Genomic DNA, 26,857 nt, shown 5'->3' with positions numbered 1-26,857 from the left:
ATAGAGTTTTATTATAAGTTTTGATTTTAATAGGAGGCATTATGAAATCAGTTATTTTAAATCTTATAAAACTGGCTAACAGTTTTTTATGGGGACCAGCTGCATTAATATTTTTAGGAGTAATCGGCATATATTTAACAATTGGAACAAAAGGTGTTCATATAAGGAAATTTAAACTAATAATGTCAAAAACAATAGGGAGTATATCAAAAAAAGGAGAAAATGATGGTGATGGAGTTTTAAGCTCTGCTCAGTCTATGTTTACTTCTTTGGCTTCTGTTATAGGAATGGGCAGTATTGTAGGTGTCGCATCAGCATTAATTTATGGAGGCCCAGGTGCTATTATTTGGATGTGGATAGCCGCCTTCATAGGAATGATAATAAAATATTCTGAGATAATAATTATTATTAAGTACAGAAGAAAAGCAGAAGACGGTACTTATGTAGGAGGTCCAGGATTATATGTAAAAAATGGATTAAATATTCCATTTATTGGAGAAATATTAGTATTTTTAATGGTAATAGTATGTCTATTAAGTACAGCAATTCAATCAAATGTGATTATAGAAAATGTTATTAATATGATACCAATTGCTAGAAATTATAAAATAATTGTAACGGTATTGAATATGATTATAGCTGGTATTGTAGTAGTTGGAGGTATAAGAAGAATAGGTGAAGTTGCCGAAAAATTAGTTCCATTTATGTCTATCTTTTATTTAATAGCCTCAATAATTGTTATTGTTTCTAATTATAATAATATAATTCCTGTTATTATTTCAATGTTTAAAGGTTCAGTAAGCAAGGTTGCCATAACAGGAGGTGCACTGGGCTATGGTATAATGAAAGCCATGCAATATGGTATAGCTAGGGGATTTTTTGTATCAGGTGCTGGACAAGCGGTATTTACCGTATCACATGCTCCAGCAAAAGTAAATAACCCAGTTGAACAAGCAATTTATGGAGTTACAGAAATATTTTTGGTTACAATTATATGTACAGCAACTGGTTTAGCAGTTCTAACAAGCGGTATATTTAGCCCAGATGGAAATTCTTCTATAATGGTAACTCAGGCTTTTGCTCAAACATCAAAAATATTTGGTTATGCAGTAAGTATAGCAACTATTTTATTTGCGTATACAACTGTGATAGGATTTGGATACATAGGAGAGTCTCAACTTTCAACTATAATATCCTCAAATAATGCAAAATTTTTTAAAATATTTTATTTAATTGCAGCGTTTATAGGTGGAATTACAGTCTTAGACTCTATATGGGATGTAACAGATTTCTTCTTAGCTTTAATTATGGTTATAAATTTAATCGTGATATTATTAAAGAGTAAAGAAATATTTGATATAAGCAATGATTACTGGAAACAGAATGGTGAATAAGGAGAACTTAAATATGAAGAAAATTTTAATTATTAATAATGAAAAGGATGCTGAAGATTATGGTTGGATACCAACTATTAAAGAGGCTATATTAAATATCGGGAATTTTAATTTTTTTGTTTTACATCATAAAGAAATAAATAGTGAGATTATTAAAAAGATAAGCCCAGATTTTATTTATTTAACTGGAAGAGTTACTTTTGACTGGGACATTGAGGAAATAACTAGAGATTATCAAAAAGAATTAGAGTTAATTAGAGAAACTACCATCCCTACACTAGGAGTATGTGCAGGTCATCAACTAATTGCCATAGCATATGGTGCTTCTTTCGGAAAAATGATAGAAGTAGAACCTGGCGAAAAAGATATAAGAGAAGAAGGTTTTATAACTTTAGACATTATTAAAAAAGACAAATTATTTAAAAGACTTGAAAAAATAATTACAGCATACGAACTTCATAGAGATGAAGTTAAAAGTATTCCAAAGGAATTTGAACTGCTAACATCATCCAAAATGTGTAAAATACAAGCTATGAAACACAAGGAGAAAGAAATTTATTCTTTACAATTTCATCCAGAAAAATATAATGAAAAATATATAGATGGAAAAGTTATTTTAGAAAACTTTTTAAGTATATAGTATTTAAAAATAAACTTTAAAAATACAATAAGAACCCTACAACTAGATAATATCTGGGATTTCTTTAAGGCTTATTTCAAATATTTATAAGACCCGTTAATTCAAGTATTATTCTTTATGTAATCATGAAAAAGATTCATCTTCTATGAGGTGAATCTTTTTTTCTTGTTTTTAATTTTATTTCGCAAATCTATAAATCTTTATTTTCAAACTAGCAAGGCTTCCATTACAGCTTCGTATGAATCTACAACTTTTTCAAGTTCAGAAATTTCTATATACTCGTTTACAGTGTGTGCCAAGTTTTCTCTTGATGGTCCAATGCCAAGTGTCTTTATCTTTGCTTCTCCTGCATAGTGACTACCATTTGTACAGAAATTATATTGAGTTATTTCTGGAGTTTGTCCCTTGTCCTTTAGTTTTGCAACAACTTTTTCAACCCAATCTTCGTCTTCATCAAAGATCCATCCTGGGAAAAATCTCTCTCCCTCAATAATTTCATTAGTGAAACATTTTTCGTCTGCCTTTGTATGGTAAGCTCTAACCTTAAGTTCACTGTCTTCTTTCATTAATTTTTCTAAAAGTTCATTTATTGGAGCTAAAACTGACTCTTTAGTTTCATTAACCAAAAGTCTTCTGTCATATGTTGCCACGCATTTTTCTGGCACAACTGATGCTCCTGGGAATGGACTTGATTTAATGTCAACAAGTTCTAAAATTCCATCGCCAAGTCTATCGTGATGAGTTGGTTTTAAAGTTTTTATTGCTTCAATTACCTTACACATCTTATAAACTGCGTTGATTCCCTTTTCAGGATTTGCTGAGTGAGCTGGCTTTCCTAGAACTTCAATTTTGATTTCAGCTCTTCCCCTTTGTCCAATCTTAACATTGCAGTTTGAAGCTTCACCAATGATTACATAGTCAGGTTTTGCATAGGCACTCACTTCTCTTGCAGCAACACCTTCGAAACATTCTTCGTGTACAATTCCTGCAACAAAAATTTCTCCAGCAAAATCTCCGCCTGTCTTTTCTTTGAAATTGCTTGCTGCAACTGCCATTGATGCCAGCGCACCCTTCATGTCACTAGTTCCTCTTCCATAAATCTTTCCGTCGTGGATTTCTGCTTCAAAAGGTGGATATTGCCACTCGCTTTCGTCAGTTACTGGAACTGTGTCCATGTGTCCGTCGAATACAATTTTTGGTCCCGGTTTAGATCCCTTAATATGACCAATTGTGTTTCCATACTTGTCAACATGAATATCATCAAAACCATTTTCTTTAAAGAATTTTGTAAGTTCTTCTGAAACACCCTTTTCATTACCTGAATAACTTTGTCTTCTTACTAACTTTTGTGTTAGTTCTACTGCATTTACCTTGCTCATTTTCTGCCTCCTGTACTTTCATATTTTCCATCCCATACAATGTCTAAATAATTTTTAGCATCTGTATCGCCTTCTGTTGAAACAAATATTAAATTTGAATCTTCATTAATGTTTAATTTCTTTCTTTCATCTTCATATCTATCGTCAGTTAGTATTTTTAAAATTGCGCCAAAAGGAGCTGCTCCACTTTCTCCAGAAATAATTTTTTTATCATCCTTATAAGGGTTTCCTAGAACTCTCATGCCAAAGGCAGCAAATTCGTCTGATGCGCTTATAAAATGTTCACAATTATCTAAAAGAACTTTTAGCCCAAAAGTATTTGGTTCGCCACAAGCAAGACCAGCCATTATTGTCTTATGGTCTCCACCAACTAAAACTCTTTCATTTGCTTTTGCTGACTCATAAATACAAGCCACTGTATCTGGTTCAACTATTGTAATAATTGGCTTGCCATCCTTATACATATTTGTAAAGAATCCTGTTGTTGCAGCGGCAAAAGACCCAACGCCTGCTTGTAAAAATACATGAGTTGGTTTTATATTCTTCTCTTGCAAACTTTCGTACATTTCCCAAGCAAGAGTCATGTAACCTTGCATGATCCATTTTGGAATATCTTCATAACCATCCCAAGCTGTATCCTGAACCATGATATAGCCTTTTTCTTCTGCCAGTTGATTAGCTTGTCTAACACATTCGTCGTAATTTAAGTCTAAAACTTTTACTGTAGCGCCTTCTTTTTCAATATTCTTAACTCTTTCTTCGGCTGAGCCCTTTGGCATATATACAATTGATTTTTGATTTAATTTATTTGCAGCCCATGCAACTCCACGACCGTGGTTACCGTCAGTAGCCGTTATAAAAGTTACATCGCCTAATTTATCTTTTACCTCTTGTGATGTAAGCTTTTCAAAAATTAAATCCTTAATATCCATATTTAACTTTTCTGCAATTACCTTTCCTATTGCGAAACTTCCACCAAGAACTTTAAATGCATTTAATCCAAACCTATAAGATTCATCTTTAACTAAAATATTTTTTACACCAGTTTTTTCTGCAAGATTTTTTAATTCCACAAAGGGAGTTTCTTCATACATAGGGAAGCCATTGTGATAATCATGAACCTCTCTTGCTCGCTTTTCATTTAAGAATCTCGTATCGTATTTCTCTCTCTTGTCATCTTTAAGTCTCGTAAAAATTTTTAACATCCTGTATCTCCTTTAATTAGTAAAAACATCTAATAACCTGTATGTCTTTATCTTAAGTTATTAGCCCAATAAAAAGCAAGACAAGATTAGAAAACAAATTATTATGGCCTACAAGCTTAGTTAAAATCCACTGGACCTATTTCATTTCAAGTTTTTCTTCAATAAAAAAGATTCACCCTAAGGTGAATCTCTATTCTTAATTCTTATTTAAACAAGCCAACTATAAAGTCTATTAACTTTTCCAAGAAGCTCTTTGTATTCTCTACTGCCTTTTCCCCTTCAGGTGAGTTTAAAAATTTTGATGCCTGGTCCTTATATTTTACTGCTGTGTCTGCCACTCTATTCCAATCTACATCAGCATCTTTCATGTTGTTAAAGAGGCTAACAAGCTTGTCTTCTTGGCTTTCTGTTAAATTTATATTGTAATTATTTGTCACAGTATTTATTATAAATCTAACTTCCTCTTCGTTCTTTGGCATATTATTTGCCATGGCATCTTTGATTTCGTAAATTATGTCGTTAGTTTTTTCGTCGCCGAGTTCTTCAGAAAGTTTTGTCTGCACAACTAATTCTTCGTTGGCAACTTTTTTCAAATTTTCTGGAAGTTTTTTGCCAGTGTTTTCTTCATAAGTTTTTAAAATTCCTGTTAGGGCAGCTGTGCCGCTTACCTTTCCTGGTGCTGTTACATAAATGTCGGCGTCTTCTATTCCTACAGTGTTTAGGGCATTTAAAAAGGCATCTTCACTTACAACACGAATGTTGTCTGAAAGCTCAATATTTATTCCACTGCCTGTCTTTTTGTATCTTACTATGGCAGAAGATATTGCCTTGTTTCCAATTTCCTTTGAGGAAAGGACATCGCCTAAGTACTTGTACTCTTCCTTGTTAGTGACTTCAATTATCTTTGCCTTGTCATCAGCCTTCATCTCGCGAAGCATTTCACTTTTTTGCTCTTCACTTAAGTCTGCGCCAAGTGTTACTATTTCATCTCCTGCACTAGCAAAAACTGCACTTGGAAGTAACAAGAGTGAAAGGGCCGCAGTCATAATTTTATTTTTTATCTTCATAATCTCCTCCATTTTTCTATATCTTAACATAAGTTTATGTTTAATTTTTTAAAACTGTGTGAAATTTACTTTTCACACACTCATGTCACAATAAAAAAGAACCTTGAAGGTCCTTCTTTACTTTATTTTTCCTTGTGAAATCTCAATATGTCTTCAAAGATAAACCACATGTCCTTGACTTCATCTTTTTCTGATGAAGAGAAGGGAATTATATTTTCTCTGTGTTCTACGCCAAGTTTTTTTGCTATGACAGAAATGTGCTTATCTACTTGAGATTTTTTTATCTTGTCCTTTTTTGTGGCAATGACTATGCCAGAAAAGCCTGAGTGAAGGATGTAGTCATACATCTGCTTGTCTAAATCTGTTGGCTCATGCCTAATGTCCACCAAAAGAATTGTCTCCAAAAGATTTTCTCTATTTTCAAGATACCTATTGATTATGCCTGCCCACTTTTCCTTTTCAGTCTTTGCAACTTTTGCGTAGCCGTAGCCAGGTAGGTCCACTAGGCGAAGGTCGTCATTTACCTTGTAAAAATTAATTGTCCTAGTCTTTCCTGGCGTTGATGAAGTTCTGGCTAGATTTTTTCTATTAAGCATGGCATTTATAAAGGATGACTTGCCCACATTAGACCTGCCTGCAAAGGCAAATTCAGGAAGATTTGCCACAGGATATTGCTTTTCCAAAACTGCAACTTTTTCCAGTTCTGCCTTATTTATCTTCACTAAAATCACCTATCGCAATCTCTGCAACTTCCTTGAAGTTTGAAACAGTTTTTATCTCCAACTTTTCAACAGCCGCTTCTTCGATTTCCCTTAAGTCCCTCTTGTTCTCTTCAGGAATGATTACAGTCTTAACTCCATACCTTTCTGCCGCCAAAAGTTTTTCCTTAAGCCCCCCTATTGGAAGTACTTTGCCGCGAAGGGTAATTTCTCCAGTCATGGCAACATCACTTCTCACTGATTTTTTTGTAAGGGCTGATAAAACTGATGTGGCAATTGTAATTCCTGCTGAAGGCCCATCCTTTGGCACTGCACCTTCTGGCACGTGAATGTGGATGTCCTTTTCACTTCTAAAGTTTGGGTCGATTTTAAAGTCTTCTGCATTAGATGCAATGTGAGAAATGGCAGCTATGGCTGATTCCTTCATGACATCTCCAAGAGAACCTGTAAGTGTTAGTTTTCCCTTTCCCGGCATAACCGTTGTCTCAATGACAAGTGTAGTGCCGCCCACCTCTGTCCAGGCAAGTCCATTAACTGAGCCCACTTCAGAATTTTTTTCTCTTTCATTTATTAAATAAATTTTTTCGCCAAGGAAGTCTGAAATATTTCTCGTGGAGACAGAAACTTTATCTAAATCTTCTTCCACAATTTTTAGGGCAGACTTTCTCACGATTTTTGAAATTTGCTTTTCAAGACCTCTAACGCCAGATTCACGAGTGTAGTAATCTATTATGTCCCTTAGGGCCTTTTCAGAAATATTAATATTTTCCTTCTTCAAACCATTTTCAGAAATTTGTTTTGCAACTAAATATTTTTTTGCAATATTTAATTTTTCATTAGGCGTGTATCCACCAATTTCTATAACTTCCATTCTGTCAAGAAGGGGTCTCGGTATAGTCTGCCTTGTGTTTGCCGTCGCTATAAAAAATACATTGGATAAGTCAAAGGGAAGCTCCATATACCTGTCCGTAAAGGAATTATTTTGCTCTGGGTCAAGGACTTCTAAGAGTGCTGATGCAGGATCGCCCTTAAAGTCATTTCCAATTTTATCTATCTCGTCAAATAAAAATACTGGATCATTTTTGCCAGCTTTTTTCATTAGAGAAATAATTCTGCCAGGAAGGGCGCCGATGTAAGTCCTTCTGTGTCCTCTTATTTCTGCTTCGTCAGTTACACCGCCAAGGCTCATGCGGACAAATTCCTTGTTGAGGGAATTGGCAATGGACTTGGCAATGGAAGTCTTGCCCACTCCTGGAGGTCCCACAAGGCAAAGTATGGGTCCCTTGTTTTTGTCGCCAGATAAAATTCTCACGGCAATAAATTCTAGTATTCTTTCTTTTACATTTTTAAGTCCGTAATGTTCTTCATTTAAAACTTTTCTCGCGTCACTTAATTTTACTTTTTCCTCTCCAGCATCAAGCCAAGGAAGGTCAATTATCCAATCAAGATAATTTATGAGCATGGAATAATCTGGTGACTGTGAATTTAAGTTGCCAAGTTTTTTTATTTCACTTAGGGCTTTTTCCCTCACTTCATCAGGAAGGTTTTTTTCTTCGATTTTTTTCTTGTAAACTTCTGTGACTTCGCCCTCATCTTCGCCATCGCCAAGTTCCTTGTGGATGACGCGAAGTTGTTCCTTTAAATAGTACTCCCTTTGGATGTCATCCATTTTCTTTTTCACTTGGTCGTTGATATTTTTTTCTATGGAAAGAATTTCTATTTCCTTTTTCATTATCTCGTGGAAGGCAACAAGTCTTTCGTAAATATCAGTTGTCTCAAGTAACTTTTGGTACTCTTCAAGTTTAAAGTCAAGATAGCCAACAACAGTGTCGATAAACCTTGATGGGTCGTCTGTGTCTGCAATGTTAGATAAAAGTCCTGGGAAGAATTTTTCATCAAGAGAGGCGTAGGATTCCAAGTCATTTAAGGCAAGTCGAAGTGCTGCCTCAATTTGGTCGTCTTCTGTGTAGTCAATTTCCTCTTCTTCTAGGATTTCTATGTCAGCCTCAATTATTTCGTCACTAATATCAAGGCTTGAGATTCTTGCCCTCTCTTCACCTTCAACTAGGACCCTGACAACTCCACCTGGGAGTTTTAAAATTTGTTTTATAGTTGCCACTGTCCCAACATCAAAGAGGTCTTCTCTCTTTGGGTCTTCAACTTCCAGTTCTCTTTGCGCCACCAAAAATATTTTTGAGTCCTGCATTTCCGACCTTTCAATTGCGTTTACAGAAATTTTTCTGCCGCAATCAAAGTGCATGACCATGTGGGGAAAGATTACTAAGTCGCGAAGAGGGATTAGTGGTAATTTTACTTTTTCCATTTTTCACCTTCTAAAAAAGCCGTGTCAACCACGGCTAAATTTATTTTTATTTTTTTATTAATTCAGCAGATGCTGTGCCTTCTACTGATTCCTTAGTTATTTTTACTGCCTTGATGTCATCTCTTGAAGGAATTTCGTACATGACATTCATAATCGTGTTTTCGATAACTCCTCTTAAGCCTCTAGCTCCTGCCTTCTTTTCTATTGCCTTCTTTGCAATATAATTTAGGGCTTCGTCGTCAAAAATTAAGTCAACATCGTCAAACTTTAATAGCTCCTTATATTGCTTTACAAGGGCATTCTTTGGCTTAGTCAAAATTTCTACTAGAGCATCTTCGTCTAATTCTTCAAGAGTTATAGTTACAGGAAGCCTGCCTATGAGTTCTGGTATAAGTCCAAACTTTAACAAGTCTTCAGTTTCAACTTTTTTAAGAATATTTTCTCTATTGGCCTTCTTGTCAATAATTTCAGACCCAAAGCCCATAGAGGACTTGGCAGTTCTATTTTCAATAATTTTGTCAATTCCGTCAAAGGCACCACCAACAATGAATAAAATATTTGTGGTGTCAACTTGAATAAATTCTTGAGAAGGATGCTTTCTGCCACCTTGTGGTGGAACATTGGCAACAGTGCCTTCGATAATTTTTAAAAGTGCTTGTTGCACACCTTCTCCACTTACATCTCTTGTAATAGATACATTTTCAGATTTTCTGGCAATTTTATCTATCTCGTCAATGTAAATTATTCCCTTTTCTGCCCTTTCAATGTCGTAGTCAGCATTTTGAATTAGCTTCAAAATAATATTTTCAACATCTTCGCCAACATAGCCAGCCTCAGTTAAAGTTGTGGCATCGGCAATGGCAAAGGGAACATTTAAAAGTCTGGCAAGAGTTTGTGCAAGTAAAGTTTTACCTGAACCAGTAGGTCCAATCATTAAGATGTTGGACTTTTGAAGTTCAATATCTGGGTCAAGTTTTTTGGAAGATGAAATCCTCTTGTAGTGGTTATATACGGCAACGGCAAGGGCACGCTTGGCATCCTCTTGCTTCACCACATATTGGTCCAAAATCTCTTTGATTTCAGCTGGTTTTTTTAGGTCGAAATCCTTATTTATCTCATGGGGAATTTCTTCTTCTAAAATTGCGTGACATCTCTCGATGCACTCGTCACAAATATTTACATTAGGTCCGGCGATTAATCTATTCACTTGGTTTTGCGTTTTGCCACAGAATGAACATCTCAAAATTTCATCTGTATTTGACATATCTCACCTCAAACCCTTTTTTCTATAACTTTATCTATTAAACCATATTTTTTTGCTTCTTCAGAATTTAGCCAATAATCTCTATCTGTATCTCTTTCGATTTTTTCAAGATCTTGACCAGTTCTTTCAGCTAAAATTTCATTTAATTTGTGCCTAATTTTTAAAATCTTTTCTGCATTGATTTGAATGTCACTAGCTTGACCTTGTGCACCACCAGAAGGTTGGTGAATCATAATGTCAGAATTTGGAAGGGCAAATCTCTTTCCCTTAGCTCCAGAGGCAAGCAAAAATGCTCCCATAGATGCAGCCATTCCAATGCAAATTGTAGAAACATCTGGCTTAATATAATTCATAGTGTCGTAAATGGCAAAGCCTGCAGACACAGAACCACCAGGTGAATTTATATAAAGTTGGATGTCCTTATTGGGATCTTCAGATTCTAAAAATAAAAGTTGGGCAACGATTAAGTCTGCCATGACATCATTTACTTCGCCACTTGCAAAAATAATTCTATCCTTTAAAAGTCTTGAATAAATGTCATAGGACCTTTCGCCCCTATTAGTTTGTTCTACTACCATTGGCACTAATGCCATGTAATCACATCCTCTGATTATTTATCTTCTTCTTTGTCTTTTTTTACTTCTTCTTTAATTTCTTCTTCAGTAGTTTCCTTTGGTTCAACAAATTTTGCCTTTTCAACAAGAGTGTCAATTGCCTTTCTCTTTTCAAGGTCGTCTCTTACAACTTCCTTGTTTTGATTTAGCATGTAGTCTCTCATCTTTTCCATGTGTTCTTTGTCGTCTTTGAAGTATTCTTCAACTACCTTATTTACTTCTTCTTCGATTTCTTCGTCAGTGATTTCAATTGCTAAATCTTTTACAAGAGCTTCAAGGGCAAGATCGTTTTTAACAGTTCTTTCTGCTTCAGGTCTCATAGTGTTTTTGAAGTCGTCAAGACTTTGACCAATCATCTTGATGTAATCTTCAAAGCTAATGCCTTGAGCTCTAAGACTTTGGTCGTAATTTCTAATCATGTCGTCGATTTGAGCATTGATCATTGCTTCAGGAATTTCAACATCTACCATTTCGCCGATTTTGTCAATGGCTCTTCTTTGTTTTTCCATTTCAGAAGTTGTCTTGAATTCTTCTTCCTTCTTCTTTCTGATGTCAGCTTTAAATTCTTCAAGTGTGTCAAATTCAGAAATATCTTTTACAAATTCGTCATCAAGTTCTGGAAGTTCTTCATAAGAAATGCTGTTTAATTTAATTTCAAATTTTGCATCTTTTCCAGCTAAATCTTTTTGGTGGTAATCTTCTGGGAATTTAACAGTGATGTCAAATTCTTCATCAATATTGTGACCAATTAGTTGTTCTTCAAAGCCTGGGATAAATGTGTTGGAACCAATTTTAAGGTCTTGGCTTTCAGCTTCGCCACCTTCAAAATATTCTCCATCAACAGAGCCCTTGAAGTCGATGTTTACAGTGTCGCCATCTTCTACAGCTCTGTCGTCAACATTTATAATTCTTGCATTCATGGCTCTTTCGTTTTCAACTTCAGAATCAATAAGTTCGTCAGTTACTTCAAGAGTTGGGTCTTCGATTTCAATTCCTTCGTAGTCCTTAAGTTCAACTTCAGGTTTAACATCAACAGATACCTTAACAACAACATCATTGTCATCTTTTATGCTTTCTTCGTCAATGTCAATATTAGGTTGGTCAACTACCTTTAAATCTAATTCCTTAATAGCTTTTTCATATTCAGCTGGAAGAAGTTCGTTAATAGCATCTTCAAAGAATACATCTTTGCCGTACATATTTTCGATCATCTTTCTAGGAACATGACCCTTTCTAAATCCTGGTAATTGAAAGTGCTTTTTGTTTTTCTTGTACACTTCTGTTTCAGCATTATTTATATCTTCTCTTTTTAAAACAAGGTCAAAAAAGACAGTGTTTTTTTCTTTCTTTTTAATTTCCATTTTAATAGCCTCCTCGCTCTATGGCGTTTTTTTACATCTCTACATTATAACATAAGTTATTTTAAAAATATATTAAATCCCTCTGTCCTTTAGGATTTTAGAGAGAATTTCCATCTCTTCGTCATTAAGTGTGACACCCTTTGACATTTTTTCGTGGTTGGGGTCCCACTCTCTCAAGTCGTACTTAGCTGGTCTGTCGTTAAAAGAAACCTTGTTAAGCTCCTTAGTCCAGCCCTTGGCACTTTCAGATAAAACTCCCAAGTGCTCAGTAATTTCAAATTTAAAGTCGCTCATACTATCTAACCTTTTCTACTTCCTTTAAAACATTTTTTACTGCATCTTCAGAAGAAATTTCAGAATTTTCCATTTCTCTTCTAGTTGAATACTCAACTAGGCCTTCAGAAGATTTCTTGCCGCAAGTAATTCTTAGTGGAATACCAATTAAGTCTCTGTCCTTAAACTTAACTCCAGCCCTTTCCTTTCTGTCGTCAAGAAGAACTTCGATTCCCTTAGCCTTTAAGTCTTCGTAAATCTTTTCTCCAAGCTTAACTTGGTCTTCATCCTTGACATTTACTATTGTGACAATTGCTTCATAAGGTGCAACAGCCATTGGCCAGATGATTCCATTGTCGTCGTGGTTTTGTTCTATGACTGCCGTTACAGATCTTGTAACACCAACTCCGTAAGAGCCCATGTAAAAATAGTTTGCCTTGCCATTTTCGTCAAGATAAGTTGCGTTTAAAGCTTCTGAATATTTTTTACCCAATTTGAAAATATTTCCCACTTCAATGCCTCTGGCGAATTTATATTCTTCGTCAGTTCCAGGAACCTTGTCACCTTCAGCAACAAGAAGAAGGTCATCTACAACTTCGCCCTCAAAGTCTCTGCCATAATTTGCATTGATGTAGTGGTACTCATCAAGGTTGGCTCCAACAACTAGGTTATCCATTTCTGTAAGTCTCTTGTCGAAGATCATTCTAACATCAAGTCCAATAGGTCCTGTGTAGCCTTTTTTAGTCTTAATAGCCTCAATGTCAGCTTCTTCCATCATTCTTATGTCGTGTTCAGCAGTACCAGTATAGGCTACAAGCTTTGCCATATTTAATTCTCTGTCGCCAGGAATAAAGACTAAAACTGGTTCGTCTCCTAGCATTAAGTCAATTGCCTTGGCGCACTTCTTTGGGTCAACTTTTAAAAAGTTAGAAACTTCTTCGATTGTGCTTGCATTAGGCGTATGAACTTTTTCTAAGTCTTTTTTATCTTCTCTTTCTGGAAGGATATATTCAACAGGAGCCTTTTCTTCAGTTGCTCCAAACTTTCCAGACTCAGCATAAACAATTACGCCTTCTCCAGTTTCAGAAAGGGCAATAAATTCGTGGGAGCCAGTGCCGCCCATGGCGCCATTGTCACCTTCAACAATTTTATAATCAAGCTCTAATCTGTCAAAGATTCTTTCATAAGCCTCATACATATTCATGTAAGCCTCGTGAAGTGTTTCTGGTGAAGTGTCAAAGGTATAGGCATCCTTCATAGAAAATTCTCTTGCCCTATTTATTCCAAATCTCGGTCTCTTTTCGTCTCTGTACTTAGTTTGAATTTGGTATAAATTTAGGGGAAGGTCCTTGTAAGACTTAACTTCATCTCTAATAAGAGTGGTAAAATATTCTTCCGCAGTTGGTCCAAGGCAGAACTCTCTGTCATTTCTGTCCTTTAACTTAAACATTTCGGGACCAAACTTTTCCCATCTACCAGACTCTTTCCAGATTTCAGCAGGTTGAATAGCTGACATTAAAATTTCCATTGAGCCAGCTCTATCCATCTCTTCACGAACTATATTTTCAATTTTTCGAATGGATCTATAGCCAAGTGGCAAGTATGTATAGATACCACTAGCAGATTTTCTAATCATACCAGCTCTTAGGAGAAACTTGTGTGATGCAATCTCTGCATCTTGTGGATCCTCCCTAAGAGTAGGCATATAAAGTTTTGATAATCTCATATTACCTCCATAATAAAAGTATTATAATAAATAAAATAAATTTCCACAAGTTTTATGAAAAAATCTCGTGGCACGCTATTTTTATTATACTATAAAGCTTGTAATACTTCACATTTTTGTGGAAAATTTTTAGATTTTTAAGGCTTAAATCAATTCTTTTGCAAAAGTCACAAAAATTTTTCCCCTTTTAATGTATAATAGATAATTGTTTCATAAAATATAAATAGGAGGACCTTATAATGAAGAAAAAAGATATAAGTGGAATTTTATTTTCAGCTCTCATTGCAGCTTGCGCCTATTTTTTTGGCAAAAAATTTCCTGTAATTGGTGGACCTGTCTTTGGAATACTCTTTGGAATCATCTTAAATAATTTCAATAGACCAGAGTCTCTTGAATCTGGCATAAAATTCACATCAAAAAAAGTTTTGCAACTTGCCGTAGTTCTCTTGGGCTTTGGACTAAACCTTAGTGAAATAATAGTTGTTGGTAAGTCATCTCTACTTATTATTCTCTCTACAATTTCCACTGCACTTATAATTGCCTTTGCAGCAGCAAAAGTTTTAAATATTGATTCTGACATTGCCACCCTAGTTGGCGTTGGCTCATCAATTTGCGGCGGCTCTGCCATTGCTGCAACAGCACCAGTTATTAATGCCAAGGACGAGGACATTGCCACATCAATTTCTGTAATATTTTTATTTAACATAATTGCTGCACTGATCTTCCCAACTCTTGGCGTTAAGCTTGGCATGACTCACACAGGCTTTGGCATGTGGGCAGGCACAGCCATTAACGACACATCATCAGTTGTTGCAGCATCAGGCACTTGGTCAACAATGTTTAATGACGACACTGCCCTTAACTACGCAACAATTGTAAAACTAACTAGAACTCTTGCAATTATTCCTATTACCCTTGTCCTTGGAATAATAAAATCAAAGGACAGCGTGGAAAAAGTAAACCCACTAAAGGCTTTCCCAACATTTATTTTATTTTTCCTACTTGCATCAATCATCACGACACTTTTGCCCCTTCCAGAAACTTTCTTGTCAAGCATGAAATTTTTGTCAAAATTTTTCATCATAATGGCAATGTCAGCAATTGGACTTAACACAGACATAAAAAAATTAATTTCCCAAGGTGGCAAGGCAATCGTGGAAGGTGCCCTATGCTGGATAGGAATAATTTTTGTCAGCCTCTTGATGCAGCACATACTTAGTATTTGGTAAAAATTAAAATTGATAAAAGAAAAAGAAGTTTAACTTGTAAAAGATAAGTCTAAACTTCTTTTTTTGTGGTAATTTTTATTTTTTAAGAAAAAATAAAAGCCCTCGCGGACTTTTACTTTTCACCTTTTATATTTTTATGAATTAAATTCTTTGTACTCTCTCTTTGCCTCTTCTTGTTCTTCTGGTATGACCTTGATGCTTGCCTTGACTATTCTCTTGTCTGCCACTGCAAGTTCTGTCAAGATGCAGCCTGAAGTCTTTACGCTAAGCTTTTTCTTTTCATTTTCTTCTGGTATAAATCCAAGCTTTTCAATTATAAGCCCAGAAATTGTCTCGTGGTTTTCTGAATAAAGTGATGTGTCAAGTTCATCGTTTATGTCTTCGATATCCATGGACCCGTCAACTATATATTCGTTGTCAGAAATTTTTTCTAGGGAGTGGTTTTCCTTGTCGTACTCGTCTTCAATTTCACCTACGATTTCTTCTACTATGTCTTCCACTGTAACCATGCCTGAAAATCCACCGTACTCGTCAATTAGTATTGCCACATAATTTTTGGAAGATTGAAGTTCCTTTAAGAGCATGTCAATTTTTTTGGTTTCAGGCACAAAGTAAGGTGCCTTTATGCACTTGTCCAAGTTTATAGACTCATAATCATTTTTTGCATATTCTACAAAAAGGTCTTTTATATAGACTGTTCCCAAAATGTTATCTGTGTTTTCTCTAAAGACTGGCATTCTTGAATAGCCCTTCTTTAAAATTTCTGTAACTGTGTCTGTGTTAAATTCGTCATAGTCCACCATGTAAATTGATGTCCTTGGCGTCATTATTTCGTATGCCAACTTGTCGTCAAAGTCCATTATATTTACAATCATTTCTTCACCAGCTGAGTTTATTACTCCTTGCTGAGTGGAAACCTTTATATAGGATTTTAATTCTTCTTCTGAAATTTTTTCTTCAACATCTTCAGAATACTTGCCCATCATCTTTAAAACTAATGCTGTTGAGAAAGACAATAGCTTTACAAAGGGATAAAATATTTTTGATGCAAAGGCAATTATATTGCTGGATTTAAGGGCAACTTTCTCTGAATTTTGAAGTGCTATTCTCTTTGGCACAAGTTCTCCAAAGACAAGTGTTATATAAGATAGTAAAAATGTCACTAAAATAAAGGACACTGTAAATCCATAAGGTAAGCCCATCTTACTTAAGTAGACTCCAAAAACTTGTGAGATACTTGTAGCTGCAGAACCAGATGAGAAAAATCCCGCTAGAGTTATTGCAACTTGTATTGTAGATAAGAATCTCGTCTGGTCAGATGAGATAGATAGTAGGGTCTTTGCCCTCTTGTCTCCCTCTTCTGCCAATTCTTTTATTTTATTATTATTAACTGAAACCATTGCCATTTCTGCTGAGGCAAAAAATGCGTTAATTCCTGTAAGTATTGCGATTAATATTAGCTTAGCCCACAAGGCGCCATCGTCCATTAACATCTTCCTCCATATCTTTTAGACTAATTATATCAAAGAATTTGTGATTATAACAGAAAAGATTGTCCATAAGAAACTTTTTATTGAAAATTTTTATGTTATAATTATTTCCATGATGGAGGTGTATAATGAAAAAATTTAAAAGAATAATAATTTTGGTTCTCCTACTTGCAGTGGCACTTTTTGCAACTTTCTTTGCTGGCAAAAAAACTATGAAAGCTGAAATGGAACCAGACATCACTTCGACTTTAATTTTTAATAAATTAGTTGGCGCCAAGGAACTTACAACATTAAAATATCACTACACAAATATGGGACAATTTGAAAATCAAAATACTTTTTACGGCTATAAAATTCCCTTCACTTCAAAAAAATTCATAGTCTCCTACGATGGAGTCATAAGCGCAGGTCTTGACCTGGAAAAAATGAAGGTGGACCTTGAAGGCAAAAGCATTGAAATAAAAATTCTACCGGCAAAAATTTTGAGCCACGAAATTTACGAGGACTCATTAAAGGTTTTTGACGAGAGAGAATCTATTTTTAATCGAATTGACATTGAGGACTACAACAATTTCTCCAAGGATCAAAAGAAAGAAGTGGAAGAGACTGCCATTAAGAGAGGTCTCTTAAGAGACGCTGACGAAGAATCTAAGAAGGCAATAGAAGAAATCCTCTTGTCTGACACTCTTTTAAGTGACTACAAAATCAAGGTCACAAGGGAGGATTCTTTAAAATAAATTTAATAAGTCAAAATAAAAAGGGCATTCTTTTTCGAATGCCCTTAATTTTTTTATATATTTTTTCTCTCTTTATAAGTTTTTTCTATGCCCAGCAAATTTTTTACTTGATCCATGTCCACATCTTCTAGGGACCTTGCACTCCACTTGGGTTGGTAGTCCTTTTCTATAACTTTTGATCTTACGCCTTCATGCATTTCCCCAAGATCAACTGAGTGATTTAAAACCTTTAGGTCTAGGTCCACAGTTTCATGGTAGGTCAGATTTTTGCCATGGAAATATTTTTCAAATTGGACTGCAAGCATAAACTGTGACCTGGACTTTAAGTCATAGTAGATTTCTCTTGCAAATTCATCTTCAAGATTTTCTTCTAAGACCTTATAAATTTCTTCTAGGCTATCCTTATTAAAATATTTTTCGATTTTGTCAAAATTTTTATCTACAAAAGTTTCTTTTAAGGGCAAATTATATTTCTCGCCATAGATTTTTAATTTTTCAATTAATTCTTCTCCCTCATAAATTTCTGAAAACTCAAAAAGTTTTTCAATTATTTTTTCATAATCCTCTGAATTTATATAGACATGGGCAAAATTATATTTAATTAAATCTGAAGCTTCAAGGCTTCTTCCGAGAAGGCCCACATAATGACCCAAAGCCCTTGGGAGTTTAGAGATAAATTTTCCCACACCAACATCTGGCACAAAGCCGAGACCAGTTTCTGGCATGGCCCAGTTTACAGAGTCATGGCAAATTATATAATCGGAGTTTATGCTAAGGCCAAGACCGCCGCCCATGACTATGCCCCTCCAATTGCTTATTATTGGTTTTTTGTAGGAGGCAATGTACTTGTCTAGCTCAAATTCTGTGGCGAAAAACTCATCTTTTTTCTGGCAAGAATCATTATTAATATAGTTGTTGTAAAGGTCCTTTAAATCTCCGCCAGCACAAAAGGCCTTTTCACTTAAGCTGTCAAATAAAACCGCCCTAATATTATTATCATCTTCCCATTTTTCTAAGAACTCTCTAATTTTTATTATCATTTCAAAATTTAGGGCATTTAATTTTTCAGGTCTATTTAAATAAATTACGCCCAGCTTATTTATAACTTTTGAAATAACTAATTCCTTCATTTCATCACCATCTTTTCCTTATAAGTATTTTTACCCAAAGAATAAAGAATAACAAAAAAAATAGATCTCAAAGGTGTGAAATCTATTTTCAAAATTTTATTTTTTAAAATTATTTTCCAAGAAAAATTTTAGAATTAAATAATATAAGACATAGGAGACGCCTGCCACTGGCCAAATTATCCAAGACCTGCCCCAATTATTTGTGGCAAAGGAATATCCAATATAAATTGCCACCATGAGAATCCAATAGGCGCTTATAAAGGGATCAGCCTTCTTCTTAAGCTCCTTGTTTGCTCTAGTGAAGTCCTCCTCTTCCAAAAGTGCTTTTAAGGCGCCCATAGGAATATTGGCTCTCAGCAAAAAATTTACGCCAAGGGCAACAAGTGCCAATAAAAAGGCCGTTGATATTGCCATAACCATGTCTTCAGCTGAAAAAATCATGCCAATAAAAAGTGGAAGGACTGAGGCGACTATAAGTAAGATGCCAATTATGTTGTTCTTGACAAAAGAATCGTGAAACTTTTCCATTCTATCCCTCGCCATGCCGTCAACTCCATAATCAGTATCAATGGCTTCACTTTCTATAAATTCATATTTTTTTAAGGTCATCCCTTCTCTTACAAAAATCCCAACTGCAGCAATTATAAATAAAAATAATACTGTAAGAGAAAGTCCAACAACTACATTTTCTGACACTGGCAAAAGTAAGCTTTCATAGGCCTGTGAAAGAATTACTAATAAAATTGGAGAAATTATGCAAAGAGAAACTCCAAGGGCAAGGTTTTTTGCTGAAATTTCCTTTAAGGCTAAATAATCACTTGCCATCTCCATGGAAACTTTTCTCGTCTTGCTTTCTTCATAGTCCTCATCTAAAAATTCTGGGTCTTCTATTTCATCCTTGATGAGATAATCTGTCGTCACGCCAAAAATTTTGCTGAGCTTTAAAATTTTATCCATGTCGGGAATGGATTGTGCTCCTTCGTACTTTGAAATAGATTGTCTGCTTACGCCAAGTTTTTCTGCAAGTTCTTCTTGTGACCAAGAATTTTTCTTTCTAAGATTTATAATTTTGTCTGCTAAAATCATAGCCTTACCTCCTTTTCTGAATAAATTTTATAAAAATTTATGGTGGCAAGCCATAAATAGTGCTTGTCAATTTGTAAACTCATGGTTGCAAGTATGCTAATTTTCAAATTTTTACCTTTTGCCTTTATTTTACAAAGTATTTTTCTATGAAATATATATTTTATTTAAAGATAGTGTAAATTTTTTATAAATTTTTCCCATAAAAAAATCCCGACTCTCGTCAGGATCTTATTTTTTATTTTGTGACATATCTACAATTAAATTTGCCACGCTTTCGAAGTCAAAGGCAGATGAATCTATTAAGAGGTCGTAACTGGCTCTGTCGCCCCAAACTTTTCCAGTGTTTCTGCCGTAATGGTTCGCCCTTCTGTTGTTTTCTCTTTCAAGCTTTAGCTGGAGCTTGTCTTCTTTTACCTTGTAAGTATTTAAAATTCTCTCTTCCTTAAATTCTTGAGAAGCATAAATAAATACAGATAACTTTGGGAAATCTTCTAAGACAAAATCACTGCACTTGCCAAAAATTACAGCCTTTTTATTTTTTGCAATTTCTCTTATAGTTCGTGAGTCCAAGAGAAAGGCTGCGTCATTTGTTGCAATGTCCTCTTGGGAGTAGGAATAATTTTGTCTATATAAGTCGTAAATAGTTCCCTGCAAGAAGGAATCGTCTTTCTTTATCTCATCAGGTTTTACCTTTCCTTCAAGGCTCATGAGCTCAATTAATTTTTCGTCGTATAGTTCATAGTTTAATTTTTCGGCAACTTTTTTTGCAATTTCGTTAGCACCGCTGCCATACTCTCCGTCAATGGTGATTATCTTCTTACCAGCCTTTTGGAAAATTTTTTCAAATAGTGACATATCTTCACCTCTCAAAGATTGTATATCATAAATGTGAAATCTATTTTAATTAATATAAAATTCTTGTGAAAAATTTTAGCGCCCTTCCAGTTTTTTCTGCAAATAAACTTCTATTGGCAGTTGGGCAATAAGTGTGGCAAGAAAAATAATTATGGCGCCAATAATTTCTCTCTCACTCATGCTTTGTGAAAGAATGAGCCAGCCAAAGACTGCTCCAAAAACTGATTCAAGGGAGGAAATCATAGAGGCAACAACTGGGTCCAGTTCCTTTAGTGCCATTAGCTGAATTGTAAATCCAACGCCTGATGACAAGATCCCCACATACAAAATAGCTAGGTAGGACTTTAAAATTGCACTCATATCTATTCCCTCAAAAATAAGAGCAGCTATTAGGGAGAAAAATCCACAAACTGCAAATTGAATTAAGGAAACTAAAACTGCATTAGTGTCCTTGGAAAACTCTGATAGCATTAAAATGTGAATGGCAAAAACAATTGAACCAAAAATTGTAATCAAATCGCCAATATTCATGCTAAGGCTTCCCTTTACTGACATGAGATAAGTTCCAATCATGGCAAGAACTATACACAATTGAAGTTTTTTATTTATTTTCTTTCCATAAAAGAGTCCAATTATTGGAATGAATACAATGTAAAGGGCTGTGAGAAAACTTGCCTTGCCTGCAGTTGTATAAACTAGGCCAATTTGTTGAAAGTTAATGCCAAAAGTAAAGACAAGGCCACAAAGGACTCCACCCCTTATGGTTCTCTTCATGTCAAATTTTTGCTCTCTATAGGATTTTGATGTTTTATTAAAAAATACATAGGTTAGGTACAAAAAAATTATAGCAACAAGAGACCTAGCTGCTGTAAAGGTAAAGGGCCCTATATGTTCCATGCCCTGAGCCTGTGCCACAAAGGCAAGTCCCCAAATTATTGATGTGATAAATAACATTATTGAAGCTTTTAATTCTTTACCCATTAAAACACCACCCAAAAAAACACCAATCCAGCGTTATCAACTAAATTGATGCTATTATTTTATAATTTAATAATATCATAATTTATCCCGAAAAAACAGTGATGTATTAAGTATATTTTCCTCTTATCTTTAATTATTTAGATTAGACCTTTTGCAAATCTCATGTATAATTAAGGTAGAGGTGAAATATGATTAAATTTAATTTGTATAAAGAAGGGGGACTCAAAGTCCACTTTGTAAAAAAAGATGGGGAACTTCCAGAAGAGATTAAAGAATATCTCGAAAAGAAAAAATTTTCTTATAAGTTTAAGGAAAATTTATACCTTCCTAGTTTTCTTGAAGAATCAGAAATTTTTATGGGATTAGGTGAAGATGAACTTGACCTTGAAGATGTGAGAAATCTTTTCTTTGAGCTGGGAAATATTTTAAGAGACAATGAAGAACATGAAGTTGAAATTAAAATGCCAGACCTTGGTATGTGCAACAGAAAAACTATAATGGCAGCCTATGAAGGTCTTCGCCAAGGTGAATATGAGTTCACTAAAAAAACTGATGTGAAAGAAAAAAAGGCTGACTTTGAACTTACAGTGAACTACTCTGCCTTTAAGGGCCCTGAAGAAAAACTTCGTGCTGGCTTAAATAAAATGGAAAATATTATGGATGGAGTCTTTCTTGCAAGAGACCTTGTAAATGAAAGGGCCAATGTAATTTATCCAGAAAGTCTTGCTAATATTGCAGTTGAAAAATTAGAAGACCTTGGTGTAAAGGTAAGGGTTTATGAAGAAGATGAAATCGAAAAAATTGGCATGAAGGCCTTTTTAAGAGTGGCAGCAGGTGCTACTAACCGTCCAAGACTTATTGTAATGGAATATAAAAATGCTGAGACAGAAAAAATTGCCCTAGTTGGCAAGGGACTAACTTACGATTCTGGTGGCTACAACATAAAATCTCCAGCTGGCATGAACTATATGCACTGCGACATGGGTGGTGCAGGCACAGTTATTGGGACAATCTATGCCCTTGCAAAGAACAAGGCCAAGGTAAATGTAGTGGGAGTAGTTGCCGCTTGCGAAAATATGATTTCAGGCACATCTTACAAGTCTGGCGATGTAATTGACTCCATGAAGGGACTTACTATTGAAGTGGCAAACACTGACGCCGAAGGAAGAATCACCCTTGCCGATGCAGTCCACTATGCCACAAATGATCTTGGAGCAGAAAAAATTATTGACCTTGCAACACTTACTGGCGCAGTTACAATTGCCCTTGGAGAAGTTTACACAGGAGCTGTTACAAATAATGAAGACTTTTACAAGGAAATCCTTGATGCAGCAAAATTATCTGGCGAAAAAATTTGGGCCTTCCCTTATGATGAAGACTACAAAAAATTAAACAAGTCAGAAGTTGCAGACATCAAAAACACTTCAGGTAGAGATGCAGGCTCTGTTACAGCAGGGCTATTTGTTGGCGAATTTGTAAAAGAAGGTACGCCTTGGGTCCACCTTGACATAGCAGCAACAGCCTATAGAAATAAAAAATCAGGCTACCTTCCAAAGAATGCAACGGGAATTCATGTAAAGACATTAAACAATTTACTGGACCCAACAGATTGCTAAAATTTTTAAATCACAACCACTGGTTAAGGTCAGTGGTTTTTTTCAATTAAAAAACTCATCTTATTTCTAAGACGAGTTCTCATATATCTTCTATATTTATTTCACCGTGCAAGCTATAAATTTCCGGACCATTATTTTCTGATTTTCCCATATTTTCCCTTATAGAATAAGTAAGATAAAAGCTAAAGCCTTCTATACCTTTATAGTCTTTAGCCAATTCAAAATCTTCTGAAAGAATTTCATATTCATAAAATTCTTTATTATTTTCATCTTCCAATAATCTAAAATTAATTTCATAATCTTTAGGGTCTTGGAATTTTATTTTATCATCTTTATCCAGTAATAATGTAAAAGAAAACTGGCTATTCAATTTTCTTCCATGAAAGTCGTTATCTTTACTAATGATTACATCTCTATAAAGGTCATTAGAATTTTTATTGATAATATTTGCTTTTACTTCTTCGCTCATAACATTGGAATTATTCTTATCATCTATTTTTTCATTATTAGTTTTATTTCTAAAGTATATTAACAATGATAAAGATAAAATAATTATCAAAGCTATTCCTACTTTTTTTCGCATCAATAATACCTCCATTAAAAATAGCAAGCTGTCTTATCTCTTTATCTAATTAAACTATATATAGTAGCCCTCTGCTTGTCAAATTTATTCTTATTCTTATTTATTAATCTAATTTAATTTGTATTTTTAAGAATTTAAACCACAAAATTTTTATTTTTATGAAATTGCTGGTGCTATAATATTTGGAAAAGGAGTGATTTTTATAAATAAGATACATATTGCAAGAAATTCCATCCAAGAAACTTTAATTGTTCCCTTGTATGGTAGGAAAATTTGCTCTGAAAAGTTTCCAGACCTTTATTCGGATCCTTCTGCTAATCAATTATGTAATAGTTTGGACTACGATTTTTCTGAACTTGAAAGAAAGAAAAATTCTCTTTTATACGAATTTGGTGCTTTAGAAGCCGCTATGCGTCAATTGGATTTTATTTGGGAAATTAAAAAATATTTAGAAAAATATCCTTATGCAACAATTGTCAATTTAGGCTGTGGTTTAGATGAAACAGGAAAATTTTGCGACAATGGTCTTTGCAAATTTGTAAATATAGATTTCCCAGATGTAATTTCTCTTCGAAATAAATTAATCCCTTCAGGTCCTAGAGAAGTAAATATGTCTTGTGACTTAAAAAACTTTTGCTGGATGAATAAACTAAATAATAAAGATGGAATTATATTATTTGCAGCAGGAGTATTTCATTATTTTAAGAGAAGTGAAGTAGAATATTTATTACTTGAGCTGTCAAAAAAATTTAAAAGCGCTTGTATTATTTTTGACACTGTTGGAAAGTTTGGAATAAAGCTTGTGAAAACAACTTTAAAAAATGTGAATATTTCAAATGTAAATGGACTATTTTATTTAGATAATCCAAAAAGAGAGCTGAATTTTTCTACTAATATAAAAGTTTCATCAAGACCTTATATGTTGGGATATTATAATATGAAATGTAAAAATATAAAAATATATCACAGAATTCTTGCTAAATTCTGTGACAGCATCCTTAAAATGAATATAGTTAAAATTGATTTTATTTAAAAAAACCTCTCGAAGATAATCTTCAAGAGGTTGATTTTTTTATAGGAATACTCCGCCGTATGCAACAAATAGTGGTGCGAATACAAGGGATACAACAGTAATAAGTTTAATTAGAATATTAAGAGAAGGTCCTGATGTATCTTTGAATGGGTCACCAACAGTATCTCCAGTTACAGCTGCCTTGTGAGCTTCTGAACCCTTACCACCGTGTGCTCCACCTTCGATGTATTTCTTTGCATTGTCCCAAGCTCCACCAGCGTTTGACATAAAGATTGCCATTAGTACGCCTGTTACAAGAGCTCCTGCTTGAAGTCCACCTAGGGCTTCAGTTCCAAGTAAAATTCCCACTACTATTGGAACTACTACTGCTATAAGTCCTGGAACGATCATTTGCTTTAGGGCTGCTCCTGTTGAGATATCTACACATCTTGCATAGTCAGGAGTTCCTGTGCCTTCCATGATGCCAGGTATTTCTTTAAATTGTCTTCTTACTTCGTCGATCATTTCTGATGCTGCGTTACCTACTGCTGACATTGTTAGTGCAGAGAAGGCAAATGGTAGCATACCACCGATAAATGTTGCAGCTATAACTTCTGGCTTAGAAATATCAATTCCACTTAGTCCAGTTGCGTTGATATAAGAAACGAAAAGTGCAAGGGCAGTAAGTGCTGCTGATCCAATTGCAAATCCCTTTCCTATTGCTGCTGTTGTATTACCAACAGAGTCAAGTGAGTCTGTTATTTCACGAACATCTTCTGGTAGGTCGCACATTTCTGCAATACCACCAGCGTTATCAGCGATTGGTCCGTAAGCATCTACGGCAATTGTCATACCAGTTGTTGAAAGCATACCAACAGCTGCTAGTGAAATTCCGTAAAGTCCAATAATTGGATCTGCGCTTCCGCCAGCTCCAAGGAAGGATGCTATAATTCCAATAGCGATAACAATAATTGGTCCAACTGTTGACATCATACCAACAGAAAGTCCAGCAATAATATTTGTAGAAGCTCCAGTTTGTGATTCTGCGCCAATTCTCTTTACTGGTGCATAGTCATCAGCTGTGTAATATTCTGTGAATTTAGAAATAATAAGACCAACTGCAATACCAATGATTACTGGTGCAAATGGTGCAAAGCTTCCGAAAATTACATTTGATAAAATAGCTGAAGCAACCATAGTAACAGCTGCTGCTACATATTCTCCTGCGTTAAGAGCCTTTTGTGGGTTCTTGTCTCCCTTTACAAAGAAGGCAGCTACAATTGATGCTAAAATACCAACTGTTGCAACAAGAAGACCAAATTTAACTCCATCTTCTCCATAAGCTACTACTCCAAGAGTGATAACTGATAGAAGAGCTCCTACATAAGATTCAAATAAGTCAGCGCCCATTCCAGCTACGTCCCCAACGTTATCTCCTACATTATCAGCGATAACTGCAGGGTTTCTTGGGTCGTCTTCTGGGATTCCAGCTTCAACCTTACCTACAAGGTCAGCTCCAACGTCTGCTGCCTTAGTGTAAATACCTCCACCTACTCTTGCGAAAAGTGCAATAGAAGATGCTCCAAGTGAAAATCCTGTAATAATTTCAGTTTGTCCATTTGTAAGGAAGTATGCGCAAGTAATACCAATGATTCCTAAACCAACAACGCACATTCCCATTACAACTCCACCTGAAAAGGCTACATCAAGTGCTTTACCTAGTCCACCCTTCCATGCTGCATTAGTTGTTCTAACATTTGCCTTTGTGGCAACTTTCATACCAACATAACCAGCAGCTACTGAAAAGATAGCTCCAACAACGAAACAAATAGCAGTTGGGATTGATTTAAGTCCTACTGCCAAGATAATTGCAAGTACAATGACAAAAACAACAAGAGCCTTATATTCCCTTGTTAAAAATGCCATAGCTCCTTCTGAAATGTAAGAAGAAATTTCCTTCATTCTTTCATTTCCGGCATCTTGTTTTGACACGAAGCTTGCCTTATAAAAAGCAAATAGTAGTGCCAAAACGCCGACTATAGGAGCTAGATATAAAGTATTCATTATAATCCTCCTTAAATTTTAATTGCAATGTATTTATAAAACACTCGCCAACAAAAATACAATTGCAATAAAGACCACTATAGGAAGTAGAAAAAATATCATTTCTATT

Annotated in this window: 23 protein-coding genes; 6 read left to right on the top strand and 17 right to left on the bottom strand. The window is 34.9% G+C overall.

Going from position 1 to position 26,857, the window contains the following annotated elements:
• Positions 1-41: 41 nt before the first annotated feature.
• Both HMPREF2801_RS08440 and HMPREF2801_RS08435 read left to right on the top strand, forming a co-directional pair.
• Positions 42-1,394, top strand: coding sequence for an alanine/glycine:cation symporter family protein (locus HMPREF2801_RS08440; protein ID WP_070611851.1), 1,353 nt, complete (start codon positions 42-44; stop codon positions 1,392-1,394).
• A 13-nt stretch (positions 1,395-1,407) separates the two neighbouring features.
• Positions 1,408-2,034 carry a glutamine amidotransferase-related protein gene (locus tag HMPREF2801_RS08435; RefSeq protein ID WP_070611848.1) on the top strand — a complete coding sequence of 209 codons (627 nt, stop codon included), beginning with the start codon at positions 1,408-1,410 and terminating at the stop codon, positions 2,032-2,034.
• A 206-nt stretch (positions 2,035-2,240) separates the two neighbouring features.
• Here the strand turns inward: HMPREF2801_RS08435 and HMPREF2801_RS08430 are convergent, their stop codons facing one another.
• From HMPREF2801_RS08430 to HMPREF2801_RS08385, 10 genes are all read right to left on the bottom strand, one after another.
• Entirely contained in the window at positions 2,241-3,413 is a 1,173-nt protein-coding gene (locus HMPREF2801_RS08430) for a YgeY family selenium metabolism-linked hydrolase (protein WP_070611846.1), read from the bottom strand.
• A complete protein-coding gene (dpaL, locus tag HMPREF2801_RS08425) occupies positions 3,410-4,618 on the bottom strand; it encodes a diaminopropionate ammonia-lyase (RefSeq protein ID WP_070611843.1) in 1,209 nt (402 codons plus the stop codon). The genes HMPREF2801_RS08430 and dpaL overlap by 4 nt, the downstream gene beginning before the upstream one ends.
• Positions 4,619-4,821: 203 nt before the next feature.
• On the bottom strand, positions 4,822-5,685 hold the full coding sequence (locus HMPREF2801_RS08420) for a DUF1002 domain-containing protein (protein WP_070611841.1): 864 nt from the start codon (positions 5,683-5,685) through the stop codon (positions 4,822-4,824).
• A gap of 122 nt (positions 5,686-5,807) precedes the next feature.
• Positions 5,808-6,407 carry a ribosome biogenesis GTP-binding protein YihA/YsxC gene (gene yihA / locus HMPREF2801_RS08415; RefSeq protein WP_070611839.1) on the bottom strand — a complete coding sequence of 200 codons (600 nt, stop codon included), beginning with the start codon at positions 6,405-6,407 and terminating at the stop codon, positions 5,808-5,810.
• Positions 6,394-8,727, bottom strand: coding sequence for an endopeptidase La (gene lon / locus HMPREF2801_RS08410; RefSeq protein WP_070611837.1), 2,334 nt, complete (start codon positions 8,725-8,727; stop codon positions 6,394-6,396). The genes yihA and lon overlap by 14 nt, the downstream gene beginning before the upstream one ends.
• Before the next feature lie 46 nt (positions 8,728-8,773).
• Positions 8,774-9,991 (bottom strand): ATP-dependent Clp protease ATP-binding subunit ClpX, encoded by a 1,218-nt coding sequence (gene clpX, locus HMPREF2801_RS08405; RefSeq protein WP_070611835.1) that lies wholly within the window; start codon positions 9,989-9,991, stop codon positions 8,774-8,776.
• Between the two features lie 8 nt (positions 9,992-9,999).
• A complete protein-coding gene (gene clpP, locus HMPREF2801_RS08400) occupies positions 10,000-10,584 on the bottom strand; it encodes an ATP-dependent Clp endopeptidase proteolytic subunit ClpP (RefSeq protein ID WP_070611833.1) in 585 nt (194 codons plus the stop codon).
• A 17-nt stretch (positions 10,585-10,601) separates the two neighbouring features.
• Positions 10,602-11,966 carry a trigger factor gene (gene tig, locus HMPREF2801_RS08395; RefSeq protein ID WP_070611831.1) on the bottom strand — a complete coding sequence of 455 codons (1,365 nt, stop codon included), beginning with the start codon at positions 11,964-11,966 and terminating at the stop codon, positions 10,602-10,604.
• 72 nt (positions 11,967-12,038) lie between these two features.
• Positions 12,039-12,260, bottom strand: a complete 222-nt coding sequence (locus HMPREF2801_RS08390) for a YdbC family protein (protein WP_019108034.1) — start codon at positions 12,258-12,260, stop codon at positions 12,039-12,041.
• A gap of 1 nt (position 12,261) precedes the next feature.
• The gene (locus HMPREF2801_RS08385; RefSeq protein ID WP_070611829.1) at positions 12,262-13,965 is read right to left on the bottom strand and encodes a proline--tRNA ligase; all 1,704 of its coding nucleotides are present in this window, start codon (positions 13,963-13,965) and stop codon (positions 12,262-12,264) included.
• Positions 13,966-14,204: 239 nt separating this feature from the next.
• On the opposite strand from HMPREF2801_RS08385, the gene HMPREF2801_RS08380 reads away from it, so the two are divergent.
• Entirely contained in the window at positions 14,205-15,194 is a 990-nt protein-coding gene (locus HMPREF2801_RS08380) for a YeiH family protein (protein WP_070611827.1), read from the top strand.
• A gap of 134 nt (positions 15,195-15,328) precedes the next feature.
• On the opposite strand, the gene HMPREF2801_RS08375 is transcribed toward HMPREF2801_RS08380, so the two are convergent.
• Positions 15,329-16,681, bottom strand: coding sequence for a hemolysin family protein (locus HMPREF2801_RS08375; protein ID WP_070611902.1), 1,353 nt, complete (start codon positions 16,679-16,681; stop codon positions 15,329-15,331).
• A 131-nt stretch (positions 16,682-16,812) separates the two neighbouring features.
• Here HMPREF2801_RS08375 and HMPREF2801_RS08370 point away from each other — a divergent pair, with 131 nt between their 5' ends.
• Positions 16,813-17,421: a DUF4230 domain-containing protein gene (locus HMPREF2801_RS08370; RefSeq protein WP_070611825.1), complete on the top strand. Its 609-nt coding sequence runs from the start codon at positions 16,813-16,815 to the stop codon at positions 17,419-17,421.
• 53 nt (positions 17,422-17,474) lie between these two features.
• Here HMPREF2801_RS08370 and HMPREF2801_RS08365 read toward each other — a convergent pair whose 3' ends face one another.
• The 4 genes from HMPREF2801_RS08365 to HMPREF2801_RS08350 form a co-directional block, all read right to left on the bottom strand.
• A complete protein-coding gene (locus HMPREF2801_RS08365) occupies positions 17,475-18,551 on the bottom strand; it encodes an enoyl-CoA hydratase/isomerase family protein (RefSeq protein ID WP_070611823.1) in 1,077 nt (358 codons plus the stop codon).
• A 96-nt stretch (positions 18,552-18,647) separates the two neighbouring features.
• A complete protein-coding gene (locus tag HMPREF2801_RS08360; RefSeq protein ID WP_070611821.1) occupies positions 18,648-19,637 on the bottom strand; it encodes a helix-turn-helix domain-containing protein in 990 nt (329 codons plus the stop codon).
• Between the two features lie 228 nt (positions 19,638-19,865).
• Positions 19,866-20,492, bottom strand: a complete 627-nt coding sequence (locus HMPREF2801_RS08355) for a cytidylate kinase-like family protein (RefSeq protein ID WP_070611819.1) — start codon at positions 20,490-20,492, stop codon at positions 19,866-19,868.
• A 75-nt stretch (positions 20,493-20,567) separates the two neighbouring features.
• Positions 20,568-21,473, bottom strand: coding sequence for a DMT family transporter (locus HMPREF2801_RS08350; RefSeq protein WP_070611817.1), 906 nt, complete (start codon positions 21,471-21,473; stop codon positions 20,568-20,570).
• 188 nt (positions 21,474-21,661) lie between these two features.
• On the opposite strand from HMPREF2801_RS08350, the gene HMPREF2801_RS08345 reads away from it, so the two are divergent.
• Positions 21,662-23,089, top strand: coding sequence for a leucyl aminopeptidase (locus HMPREF2801_RS08345; RefSeq protein WP_070611815.1), 1,428 nt, complete (start codon positions 21,662-21,664; stop codon positions 23,087-23,089).
• A gap of 79 nt (positions 23,090-23,168) precedes the next feature.
• Here HMPREF2801_RS08345 and HMPREF2801_RS08340 read toward each other — a convergent pair whose 3' ends face one another.
• The gene (locus HMPREF2801_RS08340; RefSeq protein ID WP_070611812.1) at positions 23,169-23,672 is read right to left on the bottom strand and encodes a hypothetical protein; all 504 of its coding nucleotides are present in this window, start codon (positions 23,670-23,672) and stop codon (positions 23,169-23,171) included.
• Positions 23,673-23,865: 193 nt separating this feature from the next.
• Here HMPREF2801_RS08340 and HMPREF2801_RS08335 point away from each other — a divergent pair, with 193 nt between their 5' ends.
• Entirely contained in the window at positions 23,866-24,705 is an 840-nt protein-coding gene (locus tag HMPREF2801_RS08335) for a class I SAM-dependent methyltransferase (protein WP_246830008.1), read from the top strand.
• A 39-nt stretch (positions 24,706-24,744) separates the two neighbouring features.
• Here the strand turns inward: HMPREF2801_RS08335 and HMPREF2801_RS08330 are convergent, their stop codons facing one another.
• Complete coding sequence (locus HMPREF2801_RS08330) at positions 24,745-26,748, bottom strand: sodium-translocating pyrophosphatase (protein WP_070611810.1); 2,004 nt, start codon at positions 26,746-26,748, stop codon at positions 24,745-24,747.
• Between the last annotated feature and the right edge of the window lie 109 nt (positions 26,749-26,857).

The sequence above is a fragment of the Peptoniphilus sp. HMSC062D09 genome (assembly GCF_001811425.1).
GTDB lineage: Bacteria > Bacillota > Clostridia > Tissierellales > Peptoniphilaceae > Peptoniphilus_A.
Note: the sequence above shows the minus strand (reverse complement) of the source record. Positions and strands in the feature narration are given on the sequence as shown.

Bases quoted from the DNA above. Each gene is read 5' to 3' on its own strand.
- HMPREF2801_RS08440 (WP_070611851.1), top strand. From the start codon at position 42: ATGAAATCAGTTATTTTAAATCTTATAAAACTGGCTAACAGTTTTTTA.
- HMPREF2801_RS08370 (WP_070611825.1), top strand. From the start codon at position 16,813: ATGAAAAAATTTAAAAGAATAATAATTTTGGTTCTCCTACTTGCAGTG.
- HMPREF2801_RS08360 (WP_070611821.1), bottom strand. From the start codon at position 19,637: ATGATTTTAGCAGACAAAATTATAAATCTTAGAAAGAAAAATTCTTGG.
- clpX (WP_070611835.1), bottom strand. From the start codon at position 9,991: ATGTCAAATACAGATGAAATTTTGAGATGTTCATTCTGTGGCAAAACG.
- HMPREF2801_RS08385 (WP_070611829.1), bottom strand. From the start codon at position 13,965: ATGAGATTATCAAAACTTTATATGCCTACTCTTAGGGAGGATCCACAA.
- HMPREF2801_RS08390 (WP_019108034.1), bottom strand. From the start codon at position 12,260: ATGAGCGACTTTAAATTTGAAATTACTGAGCACTTGGGAGTTTTATCT.
- HMPREF2801_RS08355 (WP_070611819.1), bottom strand. From the start codon at position 20,492: ATGTCACTATTTGAAAAAATTTTCCAAAAGGCTGGTAAGAAGATAATC.
- HMPREF2801_RS08375 (WP_070611902.1), bottom strand. From the start codon at position 16,681: ATGGACGATGGCGCCTTGTGGGCTAAGCTAATATTAATCGCAATACTT.
- HMPREF2801_RS08380 (WP_070611827.1), top strand. From the start codon at position 14,205: ATGAAGAAAAAAGATATAAGTGGAATTTTATTTTCAGCTCTCATTGCA.
- HMPREF2801_RS08350 (WP_070611817.1), bottom strand. From the start codon at position 21,473: ATGGGTAAAGAATTAAAAGCTTCAATAATGTTATTTATCACATCAATA.
- HMPREF2801_RS08365 (WP_070611823.1), bottom strand. From the start codon at position 18,551: ATGAAGGAATTAGTTATTTCAAAAGTTATAAATAAGCTGGGCGTAATT.
- dpaL (WP_070611843.1), bottom strand. From the start codon at position 4,618: ATGTTAAAAATTTTTACGAGACTTAAAGATGACAAGAGAGAGAAATAC.
- lon (WP_070611837.1), bottom strand. From the start codon at position 8,727: ATGGAAAAAGTAAAATTACCACTAATCCCTCTTCGCGACTTAGTAATC.
- HMPREF2801_RS08435 (WP_070611848.1), top strand. From the start codon at position 1,408: ATGAAGAAAATTTTAATTATTAATAATGAAAAGGATGCTGAAGATTAT.
- HMPREF2801_RS08430 (WP_070611846.1), bottom strand. From the start codon at position 3,413: ATGAGCAAGGTAAATGCAGTAGAACTAACACAAAAGTTAGTAAGAAGA.
- HMPREF2801_RS08345 (WP_070611815.1), top strand. From the start codon at position 21,662: ATGATTAAATTTAATTTGTATAAAGAAGGGGGACTCAAAGTCCACTTT.
- HMPREF2801_RS08330 (WP_070611810.1), bottom strand. From the start codon at position 26,748: ATGAATACTTTATATCTAGCTCCTATAGTCGGCGTTTTGGCACTACTA.
- HMPREF2801_RS08340 (WP_070611812.1), bottom strand. From the start codon at position 23,672: ATGCGAAAAAAAGTAGGAATAGCTTTGATAATTATTTTATCTTTATCA.
- clpP (WP_070611833.1), bottom strand. From the start codon at position 10,584: ATGGCATTAGTGCCAATGGTAGTAGAACAAACTAATAGGGGCGAAAGG.
- HMPREF2801_RS08420 (WP_070611841.1), bottom strand. From the start codon at position 5,685: ATGAAGATAAAAAATAAAATTATGACTGCGGCCCTTTCACTCTTGTTA.
- tig (WP_070611831.1), bottom strand. From the start codon at position 11,966: ATGGAAATTAAAAAGAAAGAAAAAAACACTGTCTTTTTTGACCTTGTT.